Source organism: Bacillus sp. GC_Bacil_1 (assembly GCF_026540675.1).
Taxonomy (GTDB): domain Bacteria; phylum Bacillota; class Bacilli; order Bacillales; family Bacillaceae_G; genus Bacillus_A; species Bacillus_A cereus.
The window spans coordinates 1-25,801 of sequence record NZ_JALNUG010000005.1 but is presented as its reverse complement, the minus strand read 5'-3'; the positions used below and the strand labels follow the sequence as shown (position 1 = coordinate 25,801).

The window sequence follows — 25,801 nt, the reverse complement described above, 5'->3', positions numbered from 1 at the left end:
AGGGTTATTTGCCTTTGTTTAGTATGTCAGCACAAAGACAACGAAACATGCATTATGATGGACGAAAGGAAGTTTTACTGTGATACATGATAGGCTTGGACAAACGGTATTAAGTTATCGTAAGAAAAATAATATGACAATTCGTGAATTCGCTGATTATGCAGGGATTAGTACGTCGTTAATTAGCCAAATTGAAAGAGGACATGCTAATCCTTCTTTAAATGTTTTGGAATTAATTGCAAAAGCATTAAATGTACCGCTGTTTACACTTTTTATTAACGATATTGATACAGATTCACTCATTTCTAAGAAAAAAGATCGAAAAAAAGTATATCGGGAAAACAATGATCACATTGTATATGATGTATTAACACCTGATTTTATGAAAGCACGTATTGAAATGCTAATGATGGATTTAAATAAACAAGCAAACACAACAGAAAGCCATTATTCCCATGAAGATAAGGAAGAGATTGCTGTTATTATGAAAGGGGAAGTGTATGTGGAATTGGAGGGAAAAGAATATTTTTTAGAAGAAGGCGATGTTGTACGTATTCCACCGAATGTGAAGCATCGATTTTTGAATAAAAGTGATGAATCGAATCACATTTTATTTGTCCTGACACCATCTTTAGGATGAAAATATAGTGATTTTTATTAGGGGAGGAAGAAAATGGAAAACGATAGTATTTTAAAAGGCGGCCTTTCAATTATTTCTCAATGTAAAAAAGAAACAAATGATATTTGGCATGCACATTTTGGAGCAGCTGCAATTGCTAGTTATTTTTTTATGAAAGATAATAATATTGATGAAGAAACAGCTCGTAATATGTATTCGCAAACAAGGATGATGCTGAACAAGAAAAAAATTGGTGAGATGATTGATGATAAAAAAGAAATGAATTTTCAAATTGCGGAGAATATGATTATAAAATCTTTAGAACAAACGATTGATGAGCTTCATTGGGTGGGGCATAACGTCATTTATGCGTCATTGAGTTTATTAGCTATGAAAGAGCTACAAAAATGGGGTGATAATCAAGCAATTGAAGGGATTACTACTCTTATTTTATCATTTCGAAAAACAATTCCAGGTAGATCGTGGATTGGTTATACGACGAAAGAAGTAAAACAATTAAGTTTTGAAGATGAGATACAAAGTGAATTGAGTAATCCAACACAAGTATCTCAGTTCATTTTAAATGAGTTATCGAAATTTAATAGTATTTATCGAGCGGAATCACATCATGATTTAATTGGGCATTTGCTTACATACTCCCACGCAATTAATATAATGTATGATTTAGGACATATAGATATATTTCAACGAGGGATACGTCCGCTGTTAAAACTAGTATACGTACTAAGAGCTAGCCAAAAGCTCAAGCTGAATACGGAAATAACTTTACACTCACCTATAGATCGATTACCTTTAATTCAATCTAAACGTGCAAATATTTTACCAACTGAAAATATATTTTGGATAAAAGACTATAGTGAATTCGATTGGGATTTTGGTCATGTATTTAAATTCTCATATAGTTATTTTAATCATATACAGAGAGCTCCAAATTATAAAGATATCACATTAGAAAAATTCCGTTATGTTATTAATTCTTAATGAACGTTAATGATCTGTAAAAGGAAGTTTAATCTAGTTTCTTTTTTTGTTAGTAGTATATTATTTTTTCAAATATGTAAGATTTTACATGCGTATTTTACTTTTACTAATTATGTAAGTAGGCTATACTGAAATACATACATTTTATTTTTGGAGAGATGTAAAACGACATGGAACTAGCGAAATTGGAAAAAGTAATTGAAATAAAAAAAGAAGAACTTTTATATTTAGTATCGGATTATGGAATTCAACATGAAAAAGTATTGGCATTGAGTCAAGAACTAGACAAATTAATCAATTACTTTATGTTTTTAAAATAAAGAGAACTATGACGGGGTTTGTAAATGTTATAGTTCTTTTTTATTAGGTAATTTGAAAATATATTAAAATATATTGTCTAATTTCTTACAGAATGCGCAACTTGCTAGTCGAATATAAGGACTTTTGGTTATAATAAAAAGGAATTATTAATTGTATCGGTTAGGAGCGCAGCACATATGAAAACAGTTGTTGTTATCGGTGGAGGTATAACGGGACTTTCTACTATGTTTTATTTAGAAAAATTAAAAAAGGATTATAATATCGATTTAAATTTAATTCTTATTGAGAAAGAAGAGCATTTAGGTGGTAAAATCCATAGTGTGGAAGAAAAGGATTTCATTATGGAGTCAGGGGCGGATTCAATCGTTGCTCGTAATGAACACGTTATGCCACTTGTAAAAGATTTAAATTTAGAAAATGAAATGGTATATAATGAAACGGGTATTTCTTACATATATTCTGAAAACATGTTACATCCAATTCCTTCTGATACTATATTTGGGATACCGATGAGTGCCCGGTCGTTGTTTAACAGTACGCTAGTCTCAACGAAGGGGAAAATCGTAGCTTTAAAAGATTTCATAACGAAAAATAAAGAGTTTACGAAAGATACATCACTTGCTCTATTTTTAGAAAGCTTTTTAGGGAAAGAGTTAGTGGAAAGACAAATTGCTCCTGTGCTTTCAGGCGTATATTCTGGTAAATTGAATGAGCTTACAATGGCATCTACATTACCGTATTTACTGGATTATAAAAATAAGTATGGAAGTATTATTAAAGGTTTTGAAGAGAATAAAAAACAATTTCAATCAGCAGGAAATAAAAAATTCGTATCATTTAAAGGTGGACTATCTACGATAATTAATCGCTTAGAAGAAGTGCTGACTGAAACTGTCGTAAAAAAAGGTGCTATAACGACGGCTGTAAGTAAACAAGAAGATCGATATGAGATTTCTTTTGCAAATCATGAAACAATACAAGCAGATTATGTTGTTTTAGCAGCTCCACATGATATAGCGCAAACTTTATTACAGTCTAATGAGTTAAATGAGCAGTTTAATACATTTAAAAACTCATCTCTTATTAGTATTTATTTAGGATTTGACATACTAGATGAACAACTACCAGCTGACGGTACGGGGTTTATTGTAACGGAAAACAGTGATTTACATTGTGATGCTTGTACATGGACAAGTCGAAAGTGGAAACATACATCGGGTAAACAAAAATTATTAGTTAGAATGTTTTATAAGAGTACCAATCCGGTATATGAAACAATCAAGGATTACAGTGAAGAAGAATTAGTACGAGTAGCTTTATATGATATTGAAAAGAGTCTCGGAATTAAAGGTGAACCAGAAGTAGTTGAAGTTACAAATTGGAAAGATTTAATGCCGAAATATCATTTAGAACATAATCAAGCGGTTCAAGCATTGCAAGAAAAAATGACAAATCTTTATCCAAATGTATATTTAGCTGGTGCCTCATATTACGGTGTTGGAATTGGTGCGTGTATTGGAAATGGAAAGAATATTGCCAATGAAATAATGGCTATATTAAATAAATAATACTGTAGAATAAATAAAAACTGTTCCTTCAGCAAAATGAAGGAACAGTTTTTATTTATTTTATTTGAATGGAAATTTTATTGTTTTTTACATTGTTTTCTTTTATTGTTAATGTTATTTCTCCAGATTCTTTAAATGAATACGGTGATAGTTGATAAATATCTTTTATATCATGTTTTTCTTGTAATTTACTTATCGGTATTAATACGATATTTGGCTTCCATGTTTCTTGTTTTCCTGAAGGATATTCTATAAGTATTACCGGATTTTTTAACTGCATTTTTTTCCAAGAGACGAAATATAGTTGAACTTCTGTATCTTTTTTTTATAATTCTTCGGAGAAATAACCGAATTCGTCTACATTACCGAAAACAGTGTAGTTTTGATTTTTTAATTTAATATCTAAATAACTAGGTTGATATGTTACTGCATGATAAGTTCCATATGAAAGTGAGAGTATGGCAGCGATTAAAATACCGATTGAAAATGTCTTAAAGCTATTACCTTTAAAGTTAGTCATCATGAAAGAGTTTGGTGTGAATTTTTTTGCGAATAAAAAAATAAGTAATATGAGTAAGAGGGATAAGCCGATGAATATATACATAGGAAATTTACACCTCCACAATAAAATAATATATTAACTATATTTTACCATAAATGTATGGGGTAGGGTGGTTGTTTGGAAGGAGAAAATGAAGAAATAATTTTTTTTACAGTTCTTGATAATTTGAAATTCGATTTATGGAAATTATAGCGTAATGTTTGAGTAGTAATCAGAAGGTATCCAATTCGTGTATATAGAATAAAGAGGGAATGCGTCATTAGAAATGTTTGATTTATGGAACAATAAGGACTTTAGTAATTATAAATATTTTTTCTGATATAATGAATGAGTAGAGAGAAAGGAGTGATCCTATGGCATTTCCTATATTAGAAACAGAACGCTTACGTTTAGTTGAAATAGAACAATCTTATTGTCAAAAAATATATGAAATCTTTTCATTGGATGAAGTAACGTGTTATTACGGTATGAATTCTTTTACGGAGTTTGGACAAGCTTCACGTATGATCGAATCTTTTTCGAAAAATTACTTTGAGAAAAAGGCAATACGATGGGGAATTGTGTTAAAAGAAACGAACGTTTTAATAGGAACAATTGGACTAAACAATTTACAATTATGGAGTAAACGATCTGAGATTGGATATGACCTGCATCCTCGTTATTGGGGAAATGGTTATGCGTCAGAAGCGGCTCGAGAAATTATTGATTATGGGTTTAAAGATTTGGGTTTGTTTAGAATTGGAGCTATTACATATCCTGAAAATGTTACTTCTTGTAGAATGTTATCTAAAATCGGCTTTCAAAAGGAAGGTCTATTGCGCGGATATATTCATCAAGGAAATAAGCAACACGATGCATTATTGTATTCTATAGTGCGAACTGATATTGAGGACATAAATTTATAATAAAAAAAACCTCTTAATTAAAAGAGGTTTTTTTTATTATAAATTAACCTAATTTAGGTAATAAACGTTCTCCGCTTTTCATGCTACTTTTACATAAAGGGCATTTAGGCTCTTCTTCAAATGAAAAGTTCTTTCTCATCCATCCTAAACAATCCTCTGATTCACATTCCCAAACAGGGGTTTGTTCTGGTGGTACTTCTGCTACATCGTTCTTTCGATTGCGATACATGTAACCACTCCTTTTATGTAAAAAATTTTAGTTATATATTAAAAAGGTTGTTAACCTTGCTGGTAACAACCTTTTTATTGTTTGAATTATAGCTTTACAACGTTTTTAGCTTGAGGTCCGCGGTTACCTTCTTCAACTTCGAAGCTAACTTCTTGACCTTCGTCAAGAGACTTGAAGCCGTCGCCAGTGATAGCTGAGAAGTGAACGAATACGTCGTTACCGTCTGCAACTTCGATGAAACCGAAACCTTTTTCGCTGTTAAACCATTTTACTTTACCTGTTAATGTCATGGTAATGCCTCCTAAAAGTAGAAAAATTACAATATGATCGGCCTTATTTGAATGAAAATAAAAGTTCACATATTATCAAAAACCCATAAGGAGTACAAAATGTCCCTGATTGATACTTGATAATATGCAAAGAAAATATAGTGTTAAATTGACCTTAATTACTATCTTACAACAAATGGTGGGAAATAGCAAGTGCTGGTAATACCACTGACTAATCTGGGTGATAATAGTAAAGGCACAAAGGCATCTCTTTTATTTATATATTATTCCTAATTTGAATTTATTCCAAACAAAAATCATTTATATGAAAAAATAAATTTAAATAAAAGGCTAAATATTATTTTAATATTGCTGATGAGTACCATAATTAGGAGGATAGAATATTGCAAAATAAACAATTTAAAATAATTGAAGCAGCAAAAGAAGGAAGAAGAAAAGTTCATCCTGTTTTTGCTGTCATACTCGCGATTATATTTTTAACTTTAGGTGAATTATTTATGTTGTTTATGCTGATTTTACCGAAAGCAGAAACAACTTTTATGAAGGCGATTTATAGCGACATTGAGATGATATTAACGTTTGGCGGCGCAATATTTTTTGTGTTTTTATGGATTAGATTTGTAGAGAAAAGATCATTTTCATCCATTGGTTTTTGGAGAAATCAATGGATAAGAAAATATTTGAGAGGTACATTAATAGGATTTGTTTTCATTTCAATACCAGTAATTTTACTCCTATTAGCAGGAGTTGTAACATTACAAATACAAAAAATTACAGTAACCGCTATATTGGGTATTGTAGGTTCTTTAGTTGCATTTTTAATACAAGGGGCAACGGAAGAAATTATTGTACGAGGTTGGTTATTCCCGGTTCTTTCTGTTAGAAGTCGTATATGGGTTGGGATTGTTGTGACATCTTTCTTATTTGGTTTTCTTCATTTACTTAATCCAGGTATTACAATTCTTTCAATATCGAATATAATATTAGTTGGTGTATTTGCAGCTTTTTACGTTTTAAAAGACAGTAGTCTGTGGGGGATTTGCGCATGGCATTCCATTTGGAATTGGGCACAATATAACGTCTATGGTTTTGCAGTTAGCGGGATGACTATATATTCAACTCCGCTATTTAAACCTGCAACAAATGGCCCCGAATTCCTTCATGGAGGCACGTTCGGAATTGAAGGTAGTATCATTACAACAATCATGCTCGCTATTGCTTCAATTGTTTTATGGAGAAAGTTATGGGGAAGAAAAGTGAAACAACGAAATTTTAGTTAATGAAAGAGGGAGAAACTATGGGGATAATAGCATTTGAGGGAGCAAGCGCTGTTGGTAAAAGTACCACGTGCCGTGAATTAGAAAAGAATTATGGTGCTTATATAATACCTGAAGTGAATTCTTTATTTGAAAGGCCAAAAAATGAACATAGAACATGGTATTTTGAAAAACAAGTTGAGCGTTGGAATATAGCTGTTCAGAAGTCGGAGCAATATGAATTCGTAATACTTGATGGGGATATATATCAACCACTTAGTTATAATTGGTGTTTTCATTTTGATATATTTAATCAGCCATTATCTTTAATAGAAAATTTTTATAAAGAAAAGATGGTAAATAGGGAAATTGGTTTTCCGGATCAATATTTTTATTTATATACGAACGATGAAGAACTTAGAAAGCGGAAAGTATATGATGAAACGAAAAGAAGGAGAAACTTTGAAAAACATTTACATATATCAAAATCGTTTCAGCGTTATTATGAAAATTTAAATACTGTTACAGATGGGTATTGTAAATTAATTGAGGCGAAAAGTGTAAAATCGAATGAAATAGAAATTGTAAATAATTTAAACAGTTTAAATGTTTGTGAAGAAAGACGTTTTGATGTTTCGAGGTTAGATGCTATTACGAAGTGGTTAAAAGAAAATCGTGCATAAAGTAAAAACAACGAGTGTTGTAGAACGCGCTCGTTGTTTTTTTGCTTCTTTATAAATATAAAGGAAAAATTTGTAGAATACTTTCAATATTTAACAGAATAATCTTTCAATTTTAAAGAAAAAGAAATACAATATGAGAAAGTATATATAAATAATATGATAGGGGATGGGATGCGATATTTTAAATGAAGTAACAGTTTTTATATAAAAAATAATTAGGTAGTCAGAACAGAGATATTTGGGAGGAAACAAGCGCGATGAAAACACTATTTAAAATAATCGGTATTCTAGCTGGTATGGCGGTAATCGGAGTAGGTTTAACATATGGTATGCTGCATTATTTAAATAATAGTAAACCAGCTGCGAAAAAGGCATCACCAGCTGCTCCAGCAGTAGAAGTACTAGCTGATAGTAACGTAAAAGCAGAAGATGCAAAGCTTTTAGAAAATGGCAATTATTCATTGCCGAATAGTGGTTTTAATAAAAATTTTAAATGGACAGATGAGAACATACAGACAGCATTACATGAAATGGCACATCAAAAAGCGAAAGCTGATCAAAAGTGGGGTTATATTTTTATTACACAAGAGCGGATTGAAAGCTTAATTGATATTGTAAAGAGTAATGATCTTGTACAGGGAAGTACATATGTAGAAATTTTAGAACGATGGAAACAAGGGAAATATGAAAAAGTTGATGCAGATCACAATAAGATTTGGAAATTACAAAGTGGGAATTTAGGAGAAGGAAAAGGAGTAATGTCGGAAGCTGAGCAAAAAGAATTAATTAATCAAGTGTTTATGAACAAAGGTACATATTCAGGGAGTAAATTAATTGCAGGTGGCGGACAGACTAATAAATAATATACTAATTAATGTAAGAGAGTAATTGCTTATTAGGCAATTACTCTTTTTATATGTACTTCTTAATATCTTAATCTCGTTCAAGTAAGGAAAGAAACGACTGTAACACCGGGGAAATCCATCTGGATTTATGATAGATTACATGACTTTGAATAACGGATGGAGTTTCGATAGGCTGAAAACATAGTTGTTCTTTTTGACAACTTTCCTGTACAACGATATAAGGAAGAATTGAAATGCCTAACTCACACATGACGGATTGTTTAATGACTTCAACATTGGAAGTTTCAAATGTTTTAGCTGGAATATTTCCGCTTTGACGTAAAAAACGATCTACCATTGTCCTATAGCCGCAACTTTGTTCTGTAAAAATGAACTGAGTTTCCTGTAATAACTGGAATGGATTTGTATGTGCAGCGGAATAAGCTGGTAAAATCCATCCAAATGTTTCATTACTAAAAGTACGCGTAATAAAATCATTATGTTCTATACTTTCTCCAATTATGAAGACAACGTCTGTTTCTCCTTCACGTAATTTTTGTAATGCTTGTTCATTTGTGTTTGTTTCAAGTACGATATTTACTTTCGGATTTTTCTGTTTGTAAGTACGTAATAATTGTGGTAATCGGTATACATCTAATGATTCATTAGATGTAATACTTAATGTACCTTCTAAATAATCTGTATTTTGGGGGATTTCTTGCGCTTTTTCATATATTGAAAGTAATTCTAATGCATAAGGATGAAATTGATGACCTGCTTTTGTAAGTAGCACTTTTTTCCCTAACCGATCGAAAAGAGGAATATGTAAATCGTTCTCTAAAGCTTTCATATGTGCTGTAACAGTAGATTGCGCATAACCTAGCGCGTGCGCAGCTTTAGAAAAATTACCATACTTCACAATGGCGCAAAATGTTTTAACATGTCTCATTTCCATAAGCGATCCCTCTTTTATTATCATGATTTGTGAATGATTATATCATGTATTTTAATTTTCCAAATGATTAAATTCTGTATAAAATGAAATTGTAGAAATATTCATTCAGGTGATATTGGAGGAGAAAAGATGATCAAAAAGGGCTATCATGTAGCTGTTGTTGGGGCTACAGGTGCGGTAGGGCAAAAAATTATTGAACTGTTAGAGAATGAAATGAAGTTTAATATAGTTGAAGTTACATTGCTTTCGTCAAAACGATCCGCTGGTAAGAAAGTAAGATTCAAAGGACGAGAGATAATTATACAAGAGGCAAAAACAACTAGCTTTGAAGGTGTAGATATTGCCTTTTTTAGCGCTGGGGGAGAAGTATCTAGGCAATTTGTAACTCATGCAGTTTCTAGTGGTGCGATTGTAATTGATAACACAAGTGAGTACCGAATGGCACAAGGTGTACCGCTCGTTGTTCCGGAAGTGAATGCGCACACTTTAAAACAGCATAAAGGTATCATTGCAGTTCCAAATTGTTCAGCATTACAGATGGTAACAGCACTTCAGCCGATTCGAAAATCATTTGGTTTAGAAAGAATTATCGTTTCAACATATCAAGCTGTATCGGGTTCTGGCATTCATGCGATTCATGAATTACGAGAGCAGGCTAAGTCTATACTTGCAGGTGAAGAAGTGAAGAGTGATATATTACCGGTGAAAAAAGATAAAAAACATTATCCAATAGCATTTAATGTACTGCCTCAAGTAGATGTATTTACAGACAATGATTTTACTTTTGAAGAAGTCAAAATGATTCAAGAAACGAAGAAAATATTAGAAGATGAAAACCTGAAAATGGCAGCTACTTGTGTACGTGTTCCAGTTGTATCAGGGCATTCAGAATCGGTTTATATAGAACTGGAAAAAGAAGCAAGCGTTGCGGAAATCAAGGAAATACTAATGGATGCACCAGGTGTTATTTTGCAGGATAACCCTAGTGAACAGCTGTATCCAATGCCATTATATGCAGAAGGGAAAATAGATACATTTGTCGGAAGAATACGTAAAGATCCTGATACGCCAAACGGATTTCACCTCTGGATTGTTTCCGATAACCTATTAAAAGGTGCGGCTTGGAATTCAGTTCAAATCGCAGAGACTTTAGTGGAAAAGGGGATACTTTAATATAGTTTAAAAAACTGGGGAATCGTTAATGATTCCCCAGTTTGTATTTCATAATTGTTTTCTTTATTTCGGCCAACTTTAATTAAAATTAGTCGTTATTGAATTTTTATAAATATCTACTTTATGTGCAGTGAAGCGTAAGGTTTTGGATTCTGCATGAATTGTAAGATTAATAATAATCGATAACGGCATTTCGACCGTTTTCACAATATCTTCTATAGCAATATACTCATTTTTTGCTTCCTTATAATAAACAACAGAACGAATTACGGCCTCGTCACCTTCAATATCAATTTCACACATCATAGGGAATTTTTCACCATTATGTAAGAATAATTCGCCTAGTACGATTGAACCGTTTAATTCTTCTGTAAAATTAGTAGTTGCCGCTGGTTTTACCCATGTTTCGTCATGTTCTTCGTTTTCCTCTTCATCTATTGCCCATTCCCAAATGGGGTTTTGTTTTAGGTCCTCAATAGTTAATTTATCAATTGGTTTGCAACTACTCATACATAAATTCTCCTTTTATTTTGATAAATAAGTTTTTTGATTTCATGAATTAGATGATTGCTTATAAGTGGGTTTAACAAAGTATTTTGCTCATTTGATATCCAAACTACTTTATTTTGAAATAAAGCTATTACAGCAATATTAACAAAACTTTAATTGTCTAGTAAATAATTATTAGTGGAGATATTAAAATGGGATGGTGTTAAAGAAAGATAGTAAAAAACATCAAGGATGAATGAAATCCATTTGGTACGATATAGATATATCCAATGTGAGGGGGAGTTTGATGTATCAAGTAAAGGGGTATTTTTCATCATTAAAAGGAAGTTATTATGAGATTGGAAAGCAACAAGGGGAATTCGTGAAACAAAATCCGTATCTTATCCCGCAATTTATACACGAAGAAAATGTAATATCTAATAACCATTGGACAGAATCGAGAAATATACTAAACAAACATTGTCCAGGCATAAATGAAGAAATTGAGGGGTTTTGTGAAGTGTTAAAAATTCCTTCAAAAAATATGATGTATTACTATCAAACACTATTGAAAGCAGGTTGTAGTCATTGTGCAGTATTACCTAAAAAGACCGATTTAGAGCACACATATGTATTAAGGAATTATGATTTGTCACCAGTAATAGATGATATGCGTTTTTGTTCAACTCATGTTGAAGGTGCGTATGCACATAGTGGCTTTTCTACTCAATATTTTGGCCGAACGGAAGGGATAAACGAGCATGGATTAGCTGTTACATTTTCAGCATGTGGTCAACCAGTAGGAAATATTGCAGGTTTAAGAAAGCCAATGGTGAGTGGTTTACAATGTTTTGCGGTAATTCGATTGTTGTTGGAGAAATGTAAAAATGTGCAGGAAGCTAAGTTACTAATAGAAGAAATCCCAATTGCTAGTAATATTAATTTAATAATAGCTGATCCTTTAAATGCAGCATATATTGAAATATTTGACGGTCATAAATCCACAATAACGATTGATGGTGAAAAACAAGCTTTTATTGTATCAACAAACCATGCAGTTAGTTCATCAATTCAGAAATTAAATAATAGGAAATTAGAACAATCAACAAAGAGATATCACCTTTTACATGAGCATTTAAATAGATGTGAACAAGTAAGCATAGAGTCTTTAAAAAAGTTAGTAGAAGAAGAATATCCTGCTGGACTTACTGTGCATAACTATGAAGAATGGTTTGGAACTTTACATTCTGTATTATTCGATTTACATGATCGTACAATGAAGATTTGTTTCGGATCACCACTTTTAAACGACTGGTATTCATTGAAAGTTGGAGGAAATATGCCGTTTTCTGAGGTGAACGTGAACTTTAAAAATAAAACTTATACTGACTTTTGGAAGGAAGATAAGAATGAATTGATACCTAAAAGATAAATGGGATAAGATGGTGATGTAAAGAGTGCATTTATACTGGAGGGATTATCAATACTAAAAGTTATGTTACCATTTGTTCTTATCTTTTTTCTTGTTATTGCGATGTATATTGCTTATCAAAAGAGAAAAAAGTCTGGGATAAAAGGATTGAAAAGTGCGGTAACTTCTATTTGCTTCTTTTCACTTGCAATCTTAAATATGTTTGCATATTGGTTTCATTTTGGCGGTGCTTTTACATGGTTATTTTCAATTGTATTATGGCTAGTTGGTGCATATTTTACTAAATATATTCCAATATCTAAAAAGGTACATTAAAGTTTATAAGAGTTAAATATAATGTTTACTTTATTTTGAAAAGAGATTATTCTACTAGATCGTTGTGAAACGGTTTCATAGGATAATCTCTTTTGTTTAGTTTTGGAAAGAACGTACTGTGATTTTTAGTTGCTCAATAAATTCTCGAGTTGCAGCACACATATATTTATCTTTTCTATAAATTAGCCCTATTTCAATTATTGGAGTAGGGTTTTCTATTTTAATAGCTTGAATGTTTTTATTTTGTAAAAAGTCTATATATGGTTTGGATAACACTGTAATTCCCATTCCTTTGGAAACCATTTGGATTAAAGATTCCATCGTACTAATTTCTAAAATTGGCCTTGGTTTAAAGTTTAACTTTTGACAATGAGATGTAATTAGTTCGGTTAAAAAGAAATTTTTAGGCAAAAGAATTAAAGGGTAGTTCTGTAATTCAGCAATAGATACATGATTACGTTCAGCTAATCGATGACCAGTGGGCACGACCAATGTAAGATCGCTTTTGTATAGAGGGATGGAGATAATCTCTTTATCTTGCACCGGGAGAAATGTAATTCCAATATCTAGTTCGTTTCGTAATAATTTTTCACGAATATCTCCTGTACGAAGCCCTAATACAGAAAGCTCTATATTAGGATATAAATTATTAAAATTTAAAATAGCTGTTGGTAGTAAATAATTTACGACGGTTAACAAAGCCCCTATTGTTAAGGAACCTTGCTGTAATCCGTTTAGGTCTTGAATAGCTGAACGAGCTTGTTCGACTTCATGAAAAATGGTTTTACTATGTGATAATAAAATCTTCCCTGCTTCAGTTAATGATATTTTTTTACCAATTCGATCGAAAAGTGGCATTCCTACTTCATGCTCTAATGTACGTATTTGTTGACTTAGAGAAGGCTGTGAAATATTTAATTTCTCAGCTGCTTTTGTGAAATGTAATTCTTTTGAAACAGCTAAAAAGTATTCAAGTTGTCGTAATTCGATTGGAATCACCTCAAGTATAATAATAGGTTATACCTATCATTATTATATAAATAATTGAATTGAACAATGATTTTAGAGGTTTTATAATCATTTTTATATAACAGAGAGGGTTGTAAAAATTAATTGAGAGAAAATACATGTAACACCTTTAAAGGAGGAAATAGAATGGCTAATGAATATCAATTATTATCTTTAAATATAGGATTACCAAAAGAGGTTACATACGGTGGAAAGGTAGTTCATACAGGCATAAATAAGAAACAAGTAAAGGAACCGGTATATTTATCCTTTGTAAAATTTAATGGGGATGGACAAGCTGACTTAGTTCATCATGGAGGAGTAGATAAAGCAGTTTGTGTTTATACTGGTGATCACTATCCATACTGGGAAAAAGAATTGAATCAAGATCTTGTATATGGGGCTTTCGGAGAAAATATAACAGTTAGTGGTATGAGCGAAGAGGATGTTTGTATTGGTGATACATTTGAGCTAGGACAGGCAATCGTACAGGTAACACAACCAAGGCAACCTTGTTTTAAATTAGCAAAAAAATATAATATTCCAAAGTTACCACTATATTTTCAAGAAACAGGATATACAGGATTTTATTTTCGTGTATTAAAAGAAGGATGGGTATCATCAGTCGACACCTTAAAAAGACTACAGTCTGATCCAAAAGGTGTTTCAGTAGCATTCGCTAACCGTATTATGCATAAGGAAAAACAAAATATTGAAGGGGTAAAAAGGATATTAGAAGTAAATGCACTTTCAAATAGTTGGAGAAAGTCTTTTGAAAAGCGTATAAGTGGAGAAGAAATTAATACGAAGGAAAGACTTGAAGGGATAAAAGAATAAAAATATTTTATTATAAATAGTGTATTTCTATTAGTAAAAGCTAATTAGAAAGCGCTATTTTTATAAAATAAACTAATTAATATCCGAAAATCTTAATATTTTTTTATTCGACTTATTTTCAAATAGTCGAAACATAAAATTAAGTAGACTTTTTTTTTATGTTTTATGATAGTATATTGATTGGTAAGACCTCTATTTTTAAGAGTAGGTCATATAAGTATATCTAATTTAATGGAATTTAACATTTGGAGGTACAACATGGGGAATGTTGAAAAATTGGTAAGTCTTCTAATAGAAGAACCGAAAAGAGAGCAGTTATTTCCTTTATTTGAAGAAGTGTTTGGAATTAAAACTCAAACATTGAATGATTTTTCGGATAAAGGATATTGGGATGATACATATAAAGCTTTATCGTTTTTACAAGAAGATAAAGTGATTGCAAATGTTGCGGCATTTTCACTCCCATTATTAATTAATGGTGAAAAAATAAATGCGGCGGGTATTCAATCAGTAATGACACACCCTAATTTCCGTAGACAAGGGTTAATGACACAATTAATGGATAAAATGATAGAAGAAATCGATAAGAAATGTGAATGTGCATTATTGTTTACGGAAAACCCTGAACTATATACAGCATTTGGATTTAAAGTTGTGCAGGAATATTTGATGACTATACCATATGATAAAAATATTAATAATAACGATTCACTACTTAAAAAGTTAGATTACTATAATATAGAGAATAGACAGTTAATACATGAAACTATTGATAGTAGCCAAAGACTTTCAAATAGTTTTTCAACTTTAAACTTCCATCCTTCATTTTATTTGAATATGTATGATTCGGAATGGAATGAGAAATTGTATTATTCAGAGAAACTAGATGCTCTAATCGTTTATGAAGTAGAAAATGAAAAGTTGAAATTATTTGGAGTATTTGCGCCAGTACTTCCGGTTTTAGATGAATTATGTGGAGAAATCAATGAAAGGTTTACGGAAATCGAATTTTATTTTTCTCCGGATCAATTAGGGGTTGAGGATGTACAGTTTACAGAAGTACAGTCTAGCAAGTATTTAATGGTTCGAAGTGATAAAGAGTTAGATTTTAAAGGTTATAAATTCCCAGTATTAGCGGAGTTTTAAATGTCTATATAAATGCTTTATTATGGAGGAGCTATGAATATATCGTATATACCAGAACATATTGAGCAACTCACTATAATGAATGTACCTGAATACTATAAAATTAATGATAATCATGCGTTTATTGTCCGTTCGAAAGCAGAAACTGATTTTTGGCTTAAAACACATTATGGTTTTGAAGTAATGAATGGTCATGTATTTTATAATGAGATGATGACAGACTTTCAAGCTGAAGTTCAGTTACGTATGAATCCAAATTCAAAATTCGATCAAGCAGGTCTTTTTGTTATGATTTCGGAGAACTGTTGGCTAAAAACATCTTTAGAATATATCCCTGAAGGGCCATCTCACTTAGGTGCTGTCGTAACGAATAATGGATATTCTGACTGGTCAACGCAAAATTATCCAACTGAAGCAGCTAAGCAACAACTTCGTTTTCGAATTATTCGAAAAAGCGGTGATTACACAATATATGTGAAAAAGGGCCATCAATGGGAACAAATAAGAATCGCTCATTTAATGGAGGATATAGGGAAGGAGCCTGTTAAAATAGGTTTTTACACGTGTAGTCCTTCTAAAAATAAGGGATTTGAGACTGAGTTTTTACATTTTACAATTGAAGAAATATAGATGAAAAACCGTATTCTTTTCATTAAGAATACGGTTTTTGTATTTATATAATATAAAGCACATTTATTGACTACAAAGTCATTAATACTTATCATTTAATAATGTTAAATATTAATTTACATAATATAATAGAAGTAATAAAGAAATTACAAAATATATAGCTTAAATAAGGAGGGATATGAATTATTCAGTGGTAATTTCATGGGAAAAGGAGATTATGTATGAAATCATTTCGTAAGTTATTACAGTATTTAAAACCATACATGTTCTTCGCTATTATTGGGCCGCTATTTATGGTACTTGAGGTTGCGATGGACTTAATTCAACCGACTATTATGCAACATATCATTGATGTTGGGATTGCAAATCGGGATTTAAATTATGTAATAAAAATGGGGCTTCTTATGATAGGAGCAGCAGCACTCGGTTTAGTTGGAGGGCTTGGGTGTATGATGTATTCTACAAAAGCAGCTGTTAATTTCGCTACAGACATACGAAAAGATGTGTTTGCGAAAATAGAAACATTTTCTAGTAATAATCGGGACTCATTTGGAACAGGTAAATTATTAACGATCGTGACAAATGATATCACTTCCATTCAATCGGCAATGACGATGACATTACGTGTTCTCGTTCGTGGTCCACTGTTATTTATCGGAAGTATAATTATTGTTTTTGTAACAGCGCGAGAGTTATTTCCAATATTACTTGTAGTTGTTCCGATTTTATTACTTGCGATTATTTTAATTGCAAGTAAAGCAAGTGGTACATTTAAAAAGGTGCAAGAGGCATTAGACAAAGTGAATACAAAGCTACAAGAAAATTTATCTGGTGTGCGTGTTATAAAAGCGTATGTAAGACAAAAATACGAAATCGCTCAATTTGGAAATATAAATACAAATTTAACGAAGATAAATATTCGAGCTGTGCAACTTATTTCTTTAATGATGCCAATCATTATGCTAGTTGTAAGTGGCGGGATTGTCGCAACATTATGGATTGGTGGAGAAAAAGTATTCGATGGAACGCTTCAAGTAGGAGCGATTTTGGCATTTATTAATTACTTGAATATCATTTTAATGTCACTTATGTCGATTAGCATGGTATTTATTCAAATTGCGCGAGCTTTTCCATCTGCGGATCGTGTACAGCAAGTGTTAAATACCGAGGTTGATATTATAAGCGAAGCGTATGCGATCGAACCTGAGAAAATTGAAGGAAATATCGAATTTAAAAATGTTAGTTATAGCTATACGAAAAATAATGAATACGTTTTAAAAGATATTTCGTTTAGCATACAAAAAGGTGAAAAAGTAGGGATTATTGGATCAACTGGAAGTGGTAAATCTACCTTAGCGAAACTGTTACCACGTCTATATGATGTGGATCATGGTGAAATATGTATAGATGGAATAGATGTTAAAAAATATGATTTGCAAAAACTCCGTGCTTCAATAGGGTTTGTACCTCAGAAGGCGTTGTTGTTCTCAGGCAGTATAGAAGAAAATTTACGTTATGGTAAAGAAGATGCAACACATGACGAGCTGGAAGTAGCAGCTGCATCAGCTTGTGCGACTGAGTTTATCAATAAGCTGGAAGAATCTTATCAATATAATTTAACACAAGGCGCGACAAATCTATCAGGTGGACAAAAACAACGTGTATCAATTGCAAGGGCACTTGTGAGAAAGCCACCGATTCTCATATTAGATGATTCTACATCAGCAGTTGATGCAAAATCAGAGGCTACTATTCAAATAGCTTTAAAAACAAAATATACAGGCACAACAACTTTATTAATTGCGTCTAAAATTTCTTCCATAATGGATGCGGATAAAATACTTGTATTAGATAATGGTGAATTAGTTGGCAATGGTACACATGAACAATTGTTAGAACAAAGTGAGGTTTATCAGGAAATTTATCTTTCCCAAGGTGGTAATTTAGATAAAGAAGGTGGGGAAGAACATGCGTAATTTTCAAGGACAATTTGCTAATAAAGGTGGACGAAACACCCCAAAGATGGGAAAAGCTAAAAATGCTCAAGGAACTGTAATGCGGGTATGGAACTATATGGGCTATCAAAAAGCTGCTCTTATGTTTGTTATATTTCTAGTCGTTGTTACTACATTACTTGGATTATTAGGTCCCTATTTTATGGGAGTCATTATAGATCAATATATTGTACCGAAAGATTTAAGTGGTACAGCAAGAATGTGTATGTTACTTATCGCGATTTATGGTGTAACTGTACTTTTAACATGGTTACAAACGTTTGTCATGATTAACGTTGCATTAAAAACAATTCAAAAAATACGACAAGATATTTTTGAGAAAATCCAAACGCTTTCTTTACGGTTCTTTGATGTGCGTTCTCAAGGTGATTTAATGAGCCGTGTGACAAATGATATAGATAATTTGAATCAAGCTTTGACACAAAGCGTTGTACAAATTATTTCATCAGCATTAACTTTTATAGGTGTAACGATTGCAATGTTCGCCTTAAATTGGATTTTAGCAATTGTAACTTTAATTACAGTACCTATTATGTTTTACGTTACAAAAAAACTAGTTGCATATAGTGGTAAAAACTTTGCGAAGCGTCAAAAAGATTTAGGTGAATTAAATGGATTTATTGAGGAAGCAATTACAGGTGCGGATGTTACAACGTTGTACGGAAAAGAAAAAGAAACTGTACAAAATTTCAATAAAATTAATGAACAGCTAAGAGTTTCAGCTACGAAGGCTGATACATTTTCAGCTTTTATTTTTCCAAGTATGAACTTTATTAATAATTTAGGTATGGGCCTTGTCATTGGGACTGGATCAGTTATGGTCTTAAACGGAATGACAACAGTAGGAGTTATTGCGGCTTTTATTAATTATTCTCGTCAATTCTCAAGACCGCTAAGTCAATTTGCGACTTTAATGAATACAATTCAAGCGGCAGTTGCTGGTGGAGAACGTGTTTTTGAAATTATGGATGAGGTACCAGAAATTCAAAATAAAAAAGACGCATTCGTTGTACAAAATTTACAAGGGCATGTTGCACTTGAGAATGTTTCATTTGGCTACGCAGAAAATAAAACGATTTTAAAAGAAGTGAGTCTTAAAGCGCAGCCAGGAGAGACAATTGCTTTAGTTGGTCCGACTGGATCAGGGAAAACAACAATCATTAATTTGTTAACTCGCTTTTACGATATACAGCAAGGACAAATTCATATTGATGGAAAAGATATAAAAGATTATGATATTAATTCTTTACGAAGTAAAATAGGAGTAGTTTTACAGGATACGTATTTATTTGCTGGTTCGATTATGGATAATATCCGTTATGGACGCTTAGATGCTACTGATGAAGAAGTTATCACTGCAGCTAAGGCAGCATCTGCACATTCTTTTATTAAGCATTTGCCAAATCAATATGAAACAGAAATTGCTTCAGAAGGATCGAATTTAAGTCAAGGGCAAAAACAACTTCTAGCGATTGCACGAGCAATTTTAGCAGATGCAGATATATTAATTCTCGATGAAGCGACATCAAATATTGATACAAGAACAGAATTACAAATACAAGCAGGACTAAATAATTTAATGAGAGGTCGCACAAGTTTTGTGATCGCTCATCGACTTAAAACAATTGAAAAAGCAGATCAAATTCTTGTTATAAAAGATGGAAATATTTTAGAAAGAGGGAATCATGAATCTCTCATGGAAGATAGAGGGTTTTATTTTGATTTGTATACGAGTCAGTTTAAAATATAGTAAAAGCATTGATATGTTGCGGTTTCTCTTGAGAGGAGAAACCGCATTTTTTATATTTACAAATATTACTATCCAAATGGTCTTTCACTACATATTTTAACAGCATCCACCTGCATTCCAGGCAAAACATGTGAATAGCGATTTAATGTTATGAACATATCTTTATAACTGAAGTGTTCACTTACAGTCTTTGGATGTATACCTTGTTTCAAAAGTAGCGTGGCATGTGTATAATAACGTAAATCATAAAATCGAACTTTAAAAATCGGAGTTTAAATAAAAAGAGCGCTGTTAAAAGCGCTCTGAGACAAACCATACATTTAGAGAGGAATCAAGATAATATATGGATATTGTGTGAGAATGTTGTAGGTTTTAATTAAAAATAAAGCACACATATAAGTGTGCTTTTATGAACGCTTTAGATTTGTATGACTATATAGTCATACAATAAAATATGCTTGTTTAATATAAATGTGTGTCAAATCTATAAAAAGATATTGTGTATAAGGAACAATAAATGTTAATTAGCTAAGTCTTTTGTTTTTATCCTGCTATTTGCCGGACAGTAAGACCCCCACCTTAAAATTCAGCGGAAGCAAAGAAGTTAGGTGAGGGCTGATTAAAGTTTCACTTTATGAACGAATTTGCACAACTGTTAACGCTGCAGAACGAATATCTACTGTACCTATTACTTCAACGGGGACAATTTGAATTAAATCACCAGGGTTTAAGTTAATTAGAATGACCCCACTTGATACATCGACTTCACCAGTTCCAATAATATTAGAACGGACTGCGGATCCGGATCCTGCAATAATATTAGTCGATGAATTTAATGTCAAGAAAAAGCGAGCTGCTTCCGGGGCTAATGGAACGTTATCAAGGCTAATCGTTAATGTATAGCTAATTTGATAAATACCAGCTACCTGAATTTTAATACCAGTTCCAGTACTAATTGTATCATTAATTACAGGGACAGTAATGTTAGGATTTGGGCCTGTACTAGGTAATAGTAGTGGTGTAAATAATGTTGCAAATTGAGGTGAAGTAGCATTGAAGGCAAAACCTAGGGCAGGTAGTGAACTAGGTGCTTGTGCTTCACAATTAAAATTAGCGAATTTACAAATGGATGAGCGCATATTTTCACTCCTTTCTTGTATTTAGATTTCGTGAGTATTAACTTCACATTTTGGACAAGCATAATACAATATATGAAAATTTATAGTAGATAGTGCACAAGCATTACTATTACGGATAAAGCTATGAATAATAATAAATACTATATGGAAAAAGCAGTTAGCTAATTTAACTAACTGCTTAGTCGGTTCTCCAAGAGCAAATAGGCGAAAAATTATTGCGCTATATAAAAGATCGCTATAGATAAGTGCTCTTTTTGAGAGTGAGTATAAAATTCTATCATTCTATCTAGTATGTGCACTGTATTATGTAGTTGCTACTAAAATTGATGTGAATTTTTAAAATTAGAGGTTTCTTTCAATGAAACCTCTAAAAAGAAAACTAAATTTACGTTATAGTAAATTCAATTGCGATAGGAGTGCCTCCATCTAGGACTGCTCCTCCTACAATAGTAGCAGCTGTAGTAGTTACACCAGTAATAGTATCACCTGTTTGAATAACACCATTAATATAAAGTGTTAAAAAGGCATAAGAAGCAGGGAATGTTGTTACAGCACCAGTGTCATCAGTGAAGTCTGTGTTAGCAAAAGTTAAATCTGCACCAGCAGCAGTTCCTGTTGCGGCTGTACTTACAAATCGTCTTCCAGCTATAAAAGGTTTAACGATAGGCATTTATGTTCACCCCTTTTTGAAAATTAACTCGGACAAGTGTTTTGAAAGTTTTGTCCTGTATCGTATAATATGCTGTGCTTCTACTAAGAGATACGGCTTGTATACTAGTAAATAAGTATAATTATTATGCGTTTTATAAGTTAGGTTCTTATAAGTAATTAAGTGGTTAAGGTTGGATTTTGTATATGGTATGTTTATGTAAAAAAAAGAGAGCGCTTTTAGAAAGAGCTCTTAATCAAATTATTATCTTAGTGTTGGAGGGAGACTGGCGGCCTCAGTGACAGATGGTAAAAATAATTTCCGTGGTATTGTAATAAATTCAAGCGCAATTTGCTTTGGATAAAAAAGTATTTGAGTTAAATCTAGAGCATGTATTAATAGTATCATGAAGCTTGTAAGAATGATAAAACTACCCCAAAAGAAACTTTTTGAAGTGTTGCGAAAATCTTTTATTAAAGAAAAGAATGAAAAAAATGCGGTAACAATGAGAATGAAAAATTTATACTTATCAGCCATTGTAATCCTCCTAAAGCACAGTAATTTATATTATACCGTATTTTTCAATATTATTATAAAAAGATTTTAAAGTGAATAATAAAAAAATAAAGCCATAACTTAAAACATTAGTTTAGGTTCTATTGTTTGAATTCTTTGTTTTAGAAGGTATATAATCTGAATTTGAAAATTTTCCAAATGAATTACCATTTTTTATTTCTGATCCAACATCAAGTGCTTAATGAAATGGTATGAAAGATTATAGGCTAGTGATACGAGATTAAATAAGAGGAATTTGCGTGCTGCAAGAGTTCTAGCTCAGATTTCTACTAGAGAAAAGTATTTAGTTGGAGTTGGTATGTTAATAAAAAACGGATAGATGTCGAAACTAAATATTCATGACATTAAGGACAAAGATCAGGAAATATAATTTGGTATTCTGGGAATAACCGGAGATCCGTAGTTAAGGTTGCATAGTATTTGTATTTTTTTTCTAATTTTTCAATTGTTGTTAAGTGATGAGAACCTAATCCACGTCGTACACTATGTTGAGAAAGAGTCGGCCCAATTTGTAATTTTCGTTTTTTCATTGAATCGTTCCATGGACTGTAAAAAAATTTAAAAATAAAAGCAGGTTCCATGTAAATGCTATAAGGATAATGCGAACCATGTCTCCCGACTCTATAGTTCCCGTGCGAATTATTGTGAATTAATCTACCGTTAAGATATAGTTGATTTGGATTAGGTTGAATTATTATGCCGTGATAACGTTGTTTAACAAGCGGAGAACTATATCTTGGATTAGTGTAGCCATAAGTCGGTTCATCAATCATCATAATCATTCTTATTGAAAACATATTGCCGCCCATAGTGCTAAGTGATTTAAAAAATTGTTCTTTATTATAACAGCACAGGAATTCTGTCGTATTCAATACCATTTTCCATCCTGGAATTTCTCTTTCAATTTCCATAACTTCTTGATCAACTAAATAAGCATCAAATTCGAGTGATTTTGAGTTTCGTATTTCCCAATTAGGAGCGAATGTTTTACAGATTTCAACTGAACGATCAGTGGATCCACGATTAATAAGAATGCCATGATCAAATAGCTTTGTATGGTGCATTAACCACCATGGAAGTAAATATTCTTCATTGTAAAAATGAGAAATTAAAGTAGTCTTAATCAAAATCACCTCCGTATTTAACCTGCTTCTTATTTAATATGATATGGAAGGAAACCTATTGTTAGAAGGTTTCCTCTTAAAAGTTTTAAACCACATAGGGTATGTGGATGGATTAGTATATAAAGTAGTCTGATTGATAAAGAGTGGTATTAAAAAGTACAAAATCTAAAATGAGCATCGAATTAGTGTATAACGATTGAAACGGCACTGAAAACTAATAAAACAGCCATAATCATGTTGAATAATTGGTTATGTTTTACTAATAATTTTTGGAATATTGAACCAAATAAACTCCAACTAAATGTACTCAGTAAACCGACTATACCTAGAAATAATGAGAAAAGCAGAAAACTTGAATATGAATTGTAGTAGGGGAGTATAAAAGTAGAGACTACTGTGAGTCCGAATAATATTCCTTTTGGATTAACAAATTGAATGAAAATACCCACTGTAAATAAGTTTTTATTATTTTTTTCATTGTGATCTGCACCGCCTTTACTAGTAATTATTTTAAAGGCTAAATATAGCATATACGCGACACCTAAAATTTTTAAAGGAAATTCAATTAAAGGGATAATATTAATTAATACAATATTAAAAAAACTACATAAAGAAGTGAGGATGAAAAAACCAAAAGCTACTCCGAAGCAAAAGTTTATGCTTCTCTTTAATCCATGTTGATTTGCGTATGTCATAGCTAAGAAATTGTTGGGACCAGGTGTGAAGCTACTTATAAATACAAATAACAAAAAAGAAAATATAGGCATTTCAAAACCCCCTATTTTTTGTGTGTTATAATGACCAAAAAGAACAATATAACGTGTGCTTTTTATTATACATAACGGTCGTTATATTGTATACAGTGTAGGAGTGTTTTTTATGGAAGAAATTCAACTTATTCTGGCAAAAAATTTAAAATCAATACGTGAAAAAGAAAAATTAAGTTTAGAAAAGGTCTCTCAATTAACAGGTGTAAGTAAAACAATGATTGGACAGATAGAAAGAGGAGATTCAAGCCCGACACTAACAACAATATGGAAAATTGCTAATGGTTTGAAAGTATCATTTACCTCTTTAATTAATAATCCACAGCCTGATACGAAAGTAGTTTTACGAAATGATGTTCAAGTATTGTCTGAAGACAATGGGAGATATAAGGTGTATCCCTCATTTCCTTTCCAAGATGATAGGAATTTTGAAATCTATATGGTTGAAATTGATACAGAAGGGAAATTAAGTTCAGAAGCGCATAAAGAAGGAACAGAAGAGTTTATAACGGTATTTGAAGGGAAATTGACAATTGACATAAATGATTGTCAATATACGTTAAATAATGGAGACTCAATTCGCTTTAAGGCGGATAGACCGCATACTTATACTAATTCAGGAAGAACATTAACTCGGTTAAGTATGACTATTTATTATCCAGCTTTATAAGCTGGCAATAATATAAAGAGTAAAAGTAAATATGTATTGTTAAAACCATCTATAAGAGATGGTTTTATTTTTTGAATATAAAAAAAGACACTCAATTGAGTGTCAATATAGTATTGCTCTCGCGTATAGGATTGGAGATGTTCCTCAAATACATATTGAGATGGTCTGTAAAGAAGAAACAATCTTCATCTTTAATGTAACATCGACATGGGTGAAGTGTAAATTGATAATATATATACGGAAAATTTAGTATAGATGTTTTCTACTATGGATATAGTAAAATTTATTTTTATTACTTAATCACTATCGTAATATTTATCAATTGAGTATTTAGATTGTTTATTATAAAAAGAATGAATCATTTTTTTAATCAATTCGTATAATTGTAAGAGAGGCACCTGTTGATCCGCCTCCAACTAAATTCACGACGGATAATATACCAAATAATTGTAGTGAGATTGTATTACCAGCATTTAAATTAGTAATTAAGTTATTACTATAATTTGAAGTGGATAAAGTGGGAGAAAAAATAGAGCCAGGAATTGGCGTAGAAGCGTTTAATAGTAGTCTAGTTCCAGCAAGTAGAGCGGTTGTCGTATTAACTTGATAGGTTAAATGATATCTTCCAGTTACAGGAATTGTAAATACGTCATTTGAAGCGTTAACTGTAAAATTACCAAGACTTTGGTTATTTGCAAGTGGAATGTTTGTTCCTCCTAATACGACTGAAACAGAACCACCTGATGTATTATTAGCGAACATAGAGTTTGTTGTAACGATTGAACCAGTACTCCCGGTAGGTCCAGTACTCCCGGTAGGTCCAGTACTTCCGGTAGGCCCAGTACT

General features: G+C 31.9%; 28 protein-coding genes and 1 pseudogene. 17 read left to right on the top strand and 12 right to left on the bottom strand.

The window, feature by feature from the left end:
* Positions 1-79: 79 nt before the first annotated feature.
* The 4 genes from OXT04_RS09340 to OXT04_RS09325 all read left to right on the top strand — a co-directional run bounded on the left by OXT04_RS09340 (position 80) and on the right by OXT04_RS09325 (position 3,510).
* The gene (locus OXT04_RS09340) at positions 80-640 is read left to right on the top strand and encodes a helix-turn-helix domain-containing protein (RefSeq protein ID WP_000581029.1); all 561 of its coding nucleotides are present in this window, start codon (positions 80-82) and stop codon (positions 638-640) included.
* A 33-nt stretch (positions 641-673) separates the two neighbouring features.
* Complete coding sequence (locus OXT04_RS09335; protein ID WP_000426607.1) at positions 674-1,621, top strand: hypothetical protein; 948 nt, start codon at positions 674-676, stop codon at positions 1,619-1,621.
* Between the two features lie 170 nt (positions 1,622-1,791).
* Entirely contained in the window at positions 1,792-1,941 is a 150-nt protein-coding gene (locus tag OXT04_RS09330; RefSeq protein WP_000417698.1) for an aspartyl-phosphate phosphatase Spo0E family protein, read from the top strand.
* 177 nt (positions 1,942-2,118) lie between these two features.
* Positions 2,119-3,510: a protoporphyrinogen oxidase gene (locus OXT04_RS09325; RefSeq protein ID WP_267414178.1), complete on the top strand. Its 1,392-nt coding sequence runs from the start codon at positions 2,119-2,121 to the stop codon at positions 3,508-3,510.
* 55 nt (positions 3,511-3,565) lie between these two features.
* On the opposite strand, the pseudogene OXT04_RS09320 reads toward OXT04_RS09325, so the two are convergent.
* A pseudogene (locus tag OXT04_RS09320) lies at positions 3,566-4,114 on the bottom strand (hypothetical protein).
* Positions 4,115-4,425: 311 nt separating this feature from the next.
* Between OXT04_RS09320 and OXT04_RS09315 the strand changes: the two are divergent.
* Positions 4,426-4,977, top strand: a complete 552-nt coding sequence (locus tag OXT04_RS09315) for a GNAT family N-acetyltransferase (protein ID WP_000885398.1) — start codon at positions 4,426-4,428, stop codon at positions 4,975-4,977.
* Positions 4,978-5,020: 43 nt separating this feature from the next.
* Here OXT04_RS09315 and OXT04_RS09310 read toward each other — a convergent pair whose 3' ends face one another.
* Positions 5,021-5,206, bottom strand: a complete 186-nt coding sequence (locus tag OXT04_RS09310) for a cold-shock protein (protein WP_000286203.1) — start codon at positions 5,204-5,206, stop codon at positions 5,021-5,023.
* A gap of 86 nt (positions 5,207-5,292) precedes the next feature.
* The gene (gene cspD / locus OXT04_RS09305; protein WP_000176366.1) at positions 5,293-5,496 is read right to left on the bottom strand and encodes a cold-shock protein CspD; all 204 of its coding nucleotides are present in this window, start codon (positions 5,494-5,496) and stop codon (positions 5,293-5,295) included.
* Between the two features lie 383 nt (positions 5,497-5,879).
* On the opposite strand from cspD, the gene OXT04_RS09300 reads away from it, so the two are divergent.
* The 3 genes from OXT04_RS09300 to OXT04_RS09290 all read left to right on the top strand — a co-directional run bounded on the left by OXT04_RS09300 (position 5,880) and on the right by OXT04_RS09290 (position 8,298).
* On the top strand, positions 5,880-6,776 hold the full coding sequence (locus tag OXT04_RS09300; protein ID WP_001180191.1) for a CPBP family intramembrane glutamic endopeptidase: 897 nt from the start codon (positions 5,880-5,882) through the stop codon (positions 6,774-6,776).
* Complete coding sequence (locus tag OXT04_RS09295; protein WP_025117739.1) at positions 6,776-7,435, top strand: nucleoside/nucleotide kinase family protein; 660 nt, start codon at positions 6,776-6,778, stop codon at positions 7,433-7,435. Before OXT04_RS09300 ends, OXT04_RS09295 begins: the two co-directional genes overlap by 1 nt.
* 257 nt (positions 7,436-7,692) lie before the next feature.
* Entirely contained in the window at positions 7,693-8,298 is a 606-nt protein-coding gene (locus OXT04_RS09290; protein WP_000853593.1) for a PRK06770 family protein, read from the top strand.
* A gap of 70 nt (positions 8,299-8,368) precedes the next feature.
* Here OXT04_RS09290 and OXT04_RS09285 read toward each other — a convergent pair whose 3' ends face one another.
* On the bottom strand, positions 8,369-9,235 hold the full coding sequence (locus OXT04_RS09285) for a LysR family transcriptional regulator (RefSeq protein WP_267414177.1): 867 nt from the start codon (positions 9,233-9,235) through the stop codon (positions 8,369-8,371).
* Positions 9,236-9,364: 129 nt separating this feature from the next.
* On the opposite strand from OXT04_RS09285, the gene OXT04_RS09280 reads away from it, so the two are divergent.
* The gene (locus OXT04_RS09280) at positions 9,365-10,408 is read left to right on the top strand and encodes an aspartate-semialdehyde dehydrogenase (RefSeq protein WP_000591711.1); all 1,044 of its coding nucleotides are present in this window, start codon (positions 9,365-9,367) and stop codon (positions 10,406-10,408) included.
* Positions 10,409-10,486: 78 nt separating this feature from the next.
* Here the strand turns inward: OXT04_RS09280 and OXT04_RS09275 are convergent, their stop codons facing one another.
* A complete protein-coding gene (locus OXT04_RS09275) occupies positions 10,487-10,918 on the bottom strand; it encodes a hypothetical protein (RefSeq protein WP_000093107.1) in 432 nt (143 codons plus the stop codon).
* Between the two features lie 286 nt (positions 10,919-11,204).
* On the opposite strand from OXT04_RS09275, the gene OXT04_RS09270 reads away from it, so the two are divergent.
* A complete protein-coding gene (locus tag OXT04_RS09270; protein WP_000285229.1) occupies positions 11,205-12,329 on the top strand; it encodes a C45 family autoproteolytic acyltransferase/hydrolase in 1,125 nt (374 codons plus the stop codon).
* Positions 12,330-12,392: 63 nt separating this feature from the next.
* Complete coding sequence (locus OXT04_RS09265) at positions 12,393-12,644, top strand: hypothetical protein (RefSeq protein ID WP_072938391.1); 252 nt, start codon at positions 12,393-12,395, stop codon at positions 12,642-12,644.
* Positions 12,645-12,740: 96 nt separating this feature from the next.
* Here the strand turns inward: OXT04_RS09265 and OXT04_RS09260 are convergent, their stop codons facing one another.
* On the bottom strand, positions 12,741-13,643 hold the full coding sequence (locus OXT04_RS09260) for a LysR family transcriptional regulator (protein WP_000612255.1): 903 nt from the start codon (positions 13,641-13,643) through the stop codon (positions 12,741-12,743).
* A 156-nt stretch (positions 13,644-13,799) separates the two neighbouring features.
* Here OXT04_RS09260 and OXT04_RS09255 point away from each other — a divergent pair, with 156 nt between their 5' ends.
* From OXT04_RS09255 to OXT04_RS09235, 5 genes are all read left to right on the top strand, one after another.
* Positions 13,800-14,489: an MOSC domain-containing protein gene (locus tag OXT04_RS09255; protein ID WP_001263003.1), complete on the top strand. Its 690-nt coding sequence runs from the start codon at positions 13,800-13,802 to the stop codon at positions 14,487-14,489.
* Positions 14,490-14,747: 258 nt separating this feature from the next.
* Positions 14,748-15,635, top strand: coding sequence for a GNAT family N-acetyltransferase (locus tag OXT04_RS09250; RefSeq protein WP_267414176.1), 888 nt, complete (start codon positions 14,748-14,750; stop codon positions 15,633-15,635).
* A 33-nt stretch (positions 15,636-15,668) separates the two neighbouring features.
* Complete coding sequence (locus OXT04_RS09245; protein ID WP_090976545.1) at positions 15,669-16,265, top strand: DUF1349 domain-containing protein; 597 nt, start codon at positions 15,669-15,671, stop codon at positions 16,263-16,265.
* A 221-nt stretch (positions 16,266-16,486) separates the two neighbouring features.
* The gene (locus OXT04_RS09240) at positions 16,487-18,241 is read left to right on the top strand and encodes an ABC transporter ATP-binding protein (RefSeq protein ID WP_267414175.1); all 1,755 of its coding nucleotides are present in this window, start codon (positions 16,487-16,489) and stop codon (positions 18,239-18,241) included.
* Positions 18,234-20,030, top strand: a complete 1,797-nt coding sequence (locus tag OXT04_RS09235) for an ABC transporter ATP-binding protein (protein ID WP_016081661.1) — start codon at positions 18,234-18,236, stop codon at positions 20,028-20,030. Before OXT04_RS09240 ends, OXT04_RS09235 begins: the two co-directional genes overlap by 8 nt.
* Before the next feature lie 632 nt (positions 20,031-20,662).
* On the opposite strand, the gene exsF is transcribed toward OXT04_RS09235, so the two are convergent.
* From exsF to OXT04_RS09210, 5 genes are all read right to left on the bottom strand, one after another.
* Entirely contained in the window at positions 20,663-21,169 is a 507-nt protein-coding gene (gene exsF / locus OXT04_RS09230; RefSeq protein WP_267414174.1) for an exosporium protein ExsF, read from the bottom strand.
* A gap of 385 nt (positions 21,170-21,554) precedes the next feature.
* A complete protein-coding gene (locus tag OXT04_RS09225) occupies positions 21,555-21,839 on the bottom strand; it encodes a DUF4183 domain-containing protein (RefSeq protein WP_001123247.1) in 285 nt (94 codons plus the stop codon).
* Between the two features lie 243 nt (positions 21,840-22,082).
* Complete coding sequence (locus OXT04_RS09220) at positions 22,083-22,355, bottom strand: hypothetical protein (protein ID WP_000774116.1); 273 nt, start codon at positions 22,353-22,355, stop codon at positions 22,083-22,085.
* 383 nt (positions 22,356-22,738) lie between these two features.
* The gene (locus OXT04_RS09215) at positions 22,739-23,521 is read right to left on the bottom strand and encodes a glycosyltransferase family 2 protein (RefSeq protein ID WP_267414173.1); all 783 of its coding nucleotides are present in this window, start codon (positions 23,519-23,521) and stop codon (positions 22,739-22,741) included.
* A 179-nt stretch (positions 23,522-23,700) separates the two neighbouring features.
* A complete protein-coding gene (locus OXT04_RS09210; RefSeq protein ID WP_048558440.1) occupies positions 23,701-24,285 on the bottom strand; it encodes a LysE family translocator in 585 nt (194 codons plus the stop codon).
* Between the two features lie 55 nt (positions 24,286-24,340).
* Between OXT04_RS09210 and OXT04_RS09205 the strand changes: the two genes are divergently transcribed.
* On the top strand, positions 24,341-24,955 hold the full coding sequence (locus OXT04_RS09205; protein WP_130813712.1) for a helix-turn-helix domain-containing protein: 615 nt from the start codon (positions 24,341-24,343) through the stop codon (positions 24,953-24,955).
* 366 nt (positions 24,956-25,321) lie between these two features.
* Here OXT04_RS09205 and OXT04_RS09200 read toward each other — a convergent pair.
* Positions 25,322-25,801 (bottom strand): BclA C-terminal domain-containing protein (locus OXT04_RS09200; protein ID WP_267414172.1); only part of this gene is annotated, 480 nt, incomplete at its 5' end.

Excerpts from the sequence above, each read along its gene's own strand:
- OXT04_RS09335 (WP_000426607.1), top strand. The coding sequence starts at position 674 with ATGGAAAACGATAGTATTTTAAAAGGCGGCCTTTCAATTATTTCTCAA.
- OXT04_RS09330 (WP_000417698.1), top strand. The coding sequence starts at position 1,792 with ATGGAACTAGCGAAATTGGAAAAAGTAATTGAAATAAAAAAAGAAGAA.
- OXT04_RS09325 (WP_267414178.1), top strand. The coding sequence starts at position 2,119 with ATGAAAACAGTTGTTGTTATCGGTGGAGGTATAACGGGACTTTCTACT.
- OXT04_RS09315 (WP_000885398.1), top strand. The coding sequence starts at position 4,426 with ATGGCATTTCCTATATTAGAAACAGAACGCTTACGTTTAGTTGAAATA.
- OXT04_RS09310 (WP_000286203.1), bottom strand. The coding sequence starts at position 5,206 with ATGTATCGCAATCGAAAGAACGATGTAGCAGAAGTACCACCAGAACAA.
- cspD (WP_000176366.1), bottom strand. The coding sequence starts at position 5,496 with ATGACATTAACAGGTAAAGTAAAATGGTTTAACAGCGAAAAAGGTTTC.
- OXT04_RS09295 (WP_025117739.1), top strand. The coding sequence starts at position 6,776 with ATGAAAGAGGGAGAAACTATGGGGATAATAGCATTTGAGGGAGCAAGC.
- OXT04_RS09290 (WP_000853593.1), top strand. The coding sequence starts at position 7,693 with ATGAAAACACTATTTAAAATAATCGGTATTCTAGCTGGTATGGCGGTA.
- OXT04_RS09285 (WP_267414177.1), bottom strand. The coding sequence starts at position 9,235 with ATGGAAATGAGACATGTTAAAACATTTTGCGCCATTGTGAAGTATGGT.
- OXT04_RS09280 (WP_000591711.1), top strand. The coding sequence starts at position 9,365 with ATGATCAAAAAGGGCTATCATGTAGCTGTTGTTGGGGCTACAGGTGCG.
- OXT04_RS09275 (WP_000093107.1), bottom strand. The coding sequence starts at position 10,918 with ATGAGTAGTTGCAAACCAATTGATAAATTAACTATTGAGGACCTAAAA.
- OXT04_RS09270 (WP_000285229.1), top strand. The coding sequence starts at position 11,205 with ATGTATCAAGTAAAGGGGTATTTTTCATCATTAAAAGGAAGTTATTAT.
- OXT04_RS09265 (WP_072938391.1), top strand. The coding sequence starts at position 12,393 with ATGTTACCATTTGTTCTTATCTTTTTTCTTGTTATTGCGATGTATATT.
- OXT04_RS09255 (WP_001263003.1), top strand. The coding sequence starts at position 13,800 with ATGGCTAATGAATATCAATTATTATCTTTAAATATAGGATTACCAAAA.
- OXT04_RS09250 (WP_267414176.1), top strand. The coding sequence starts at position 14,748 with ATGGGGAATGTTGAAAAATTGGTAAGTCTTCTAATAGAAGAACCGAAA.
- OXT04_RS09245 (WP_090976545.1), top strand. The coding sequence starts at position 15,669 with ATGAATATATCGTATATACCAGAACATATTGAGCAACTCACTATAATG.
- OXT04_RS09240 (WP_267414175.1), top strand. The coding sequence starts at position 16,487 with ATGAAATCATTTCGTAAGTTATTACAGTATTTAAAACCATACATGTTC.
- OXT04_RS09235 (WP_016081661.1), top strand. The coding sequence starts at position 18,234 with ATGCGTAATTTTCAAGGACAATTTGCTAATAAAGGTGGACGAAACACC.
- exsF (WP_267414174.1), bottom strand. The coding sequence starts at position 21,169 with ATGCGCTCATCCATTTGTAAATTCGCTAATTTTAATTGTGAAGCACAA.
- OXT04_RS09225 (WP_001123247.1), bottom strand. The coding sequence starts at position 21,839 with ATGCCTATCGTTAAACCTTTTATAGCTGGAAGACGATTTGTAAGTACA.
- OXT04_RS09220 (WP_000774116.1), bottom strand. The coding sequence starts at position 22,355 with ATGGCTGATAAGTATAAATTTTTCATTCTCATTGTTACCGCATTTTTT.
- OXT04_RS09210 (WP_048558440.1), bottom strand. The coding sequence starts at position 24,285 with ATGCCTATATTTTCTTTTTTGTTATTTGTATTTATAAGTAGCTTCACA.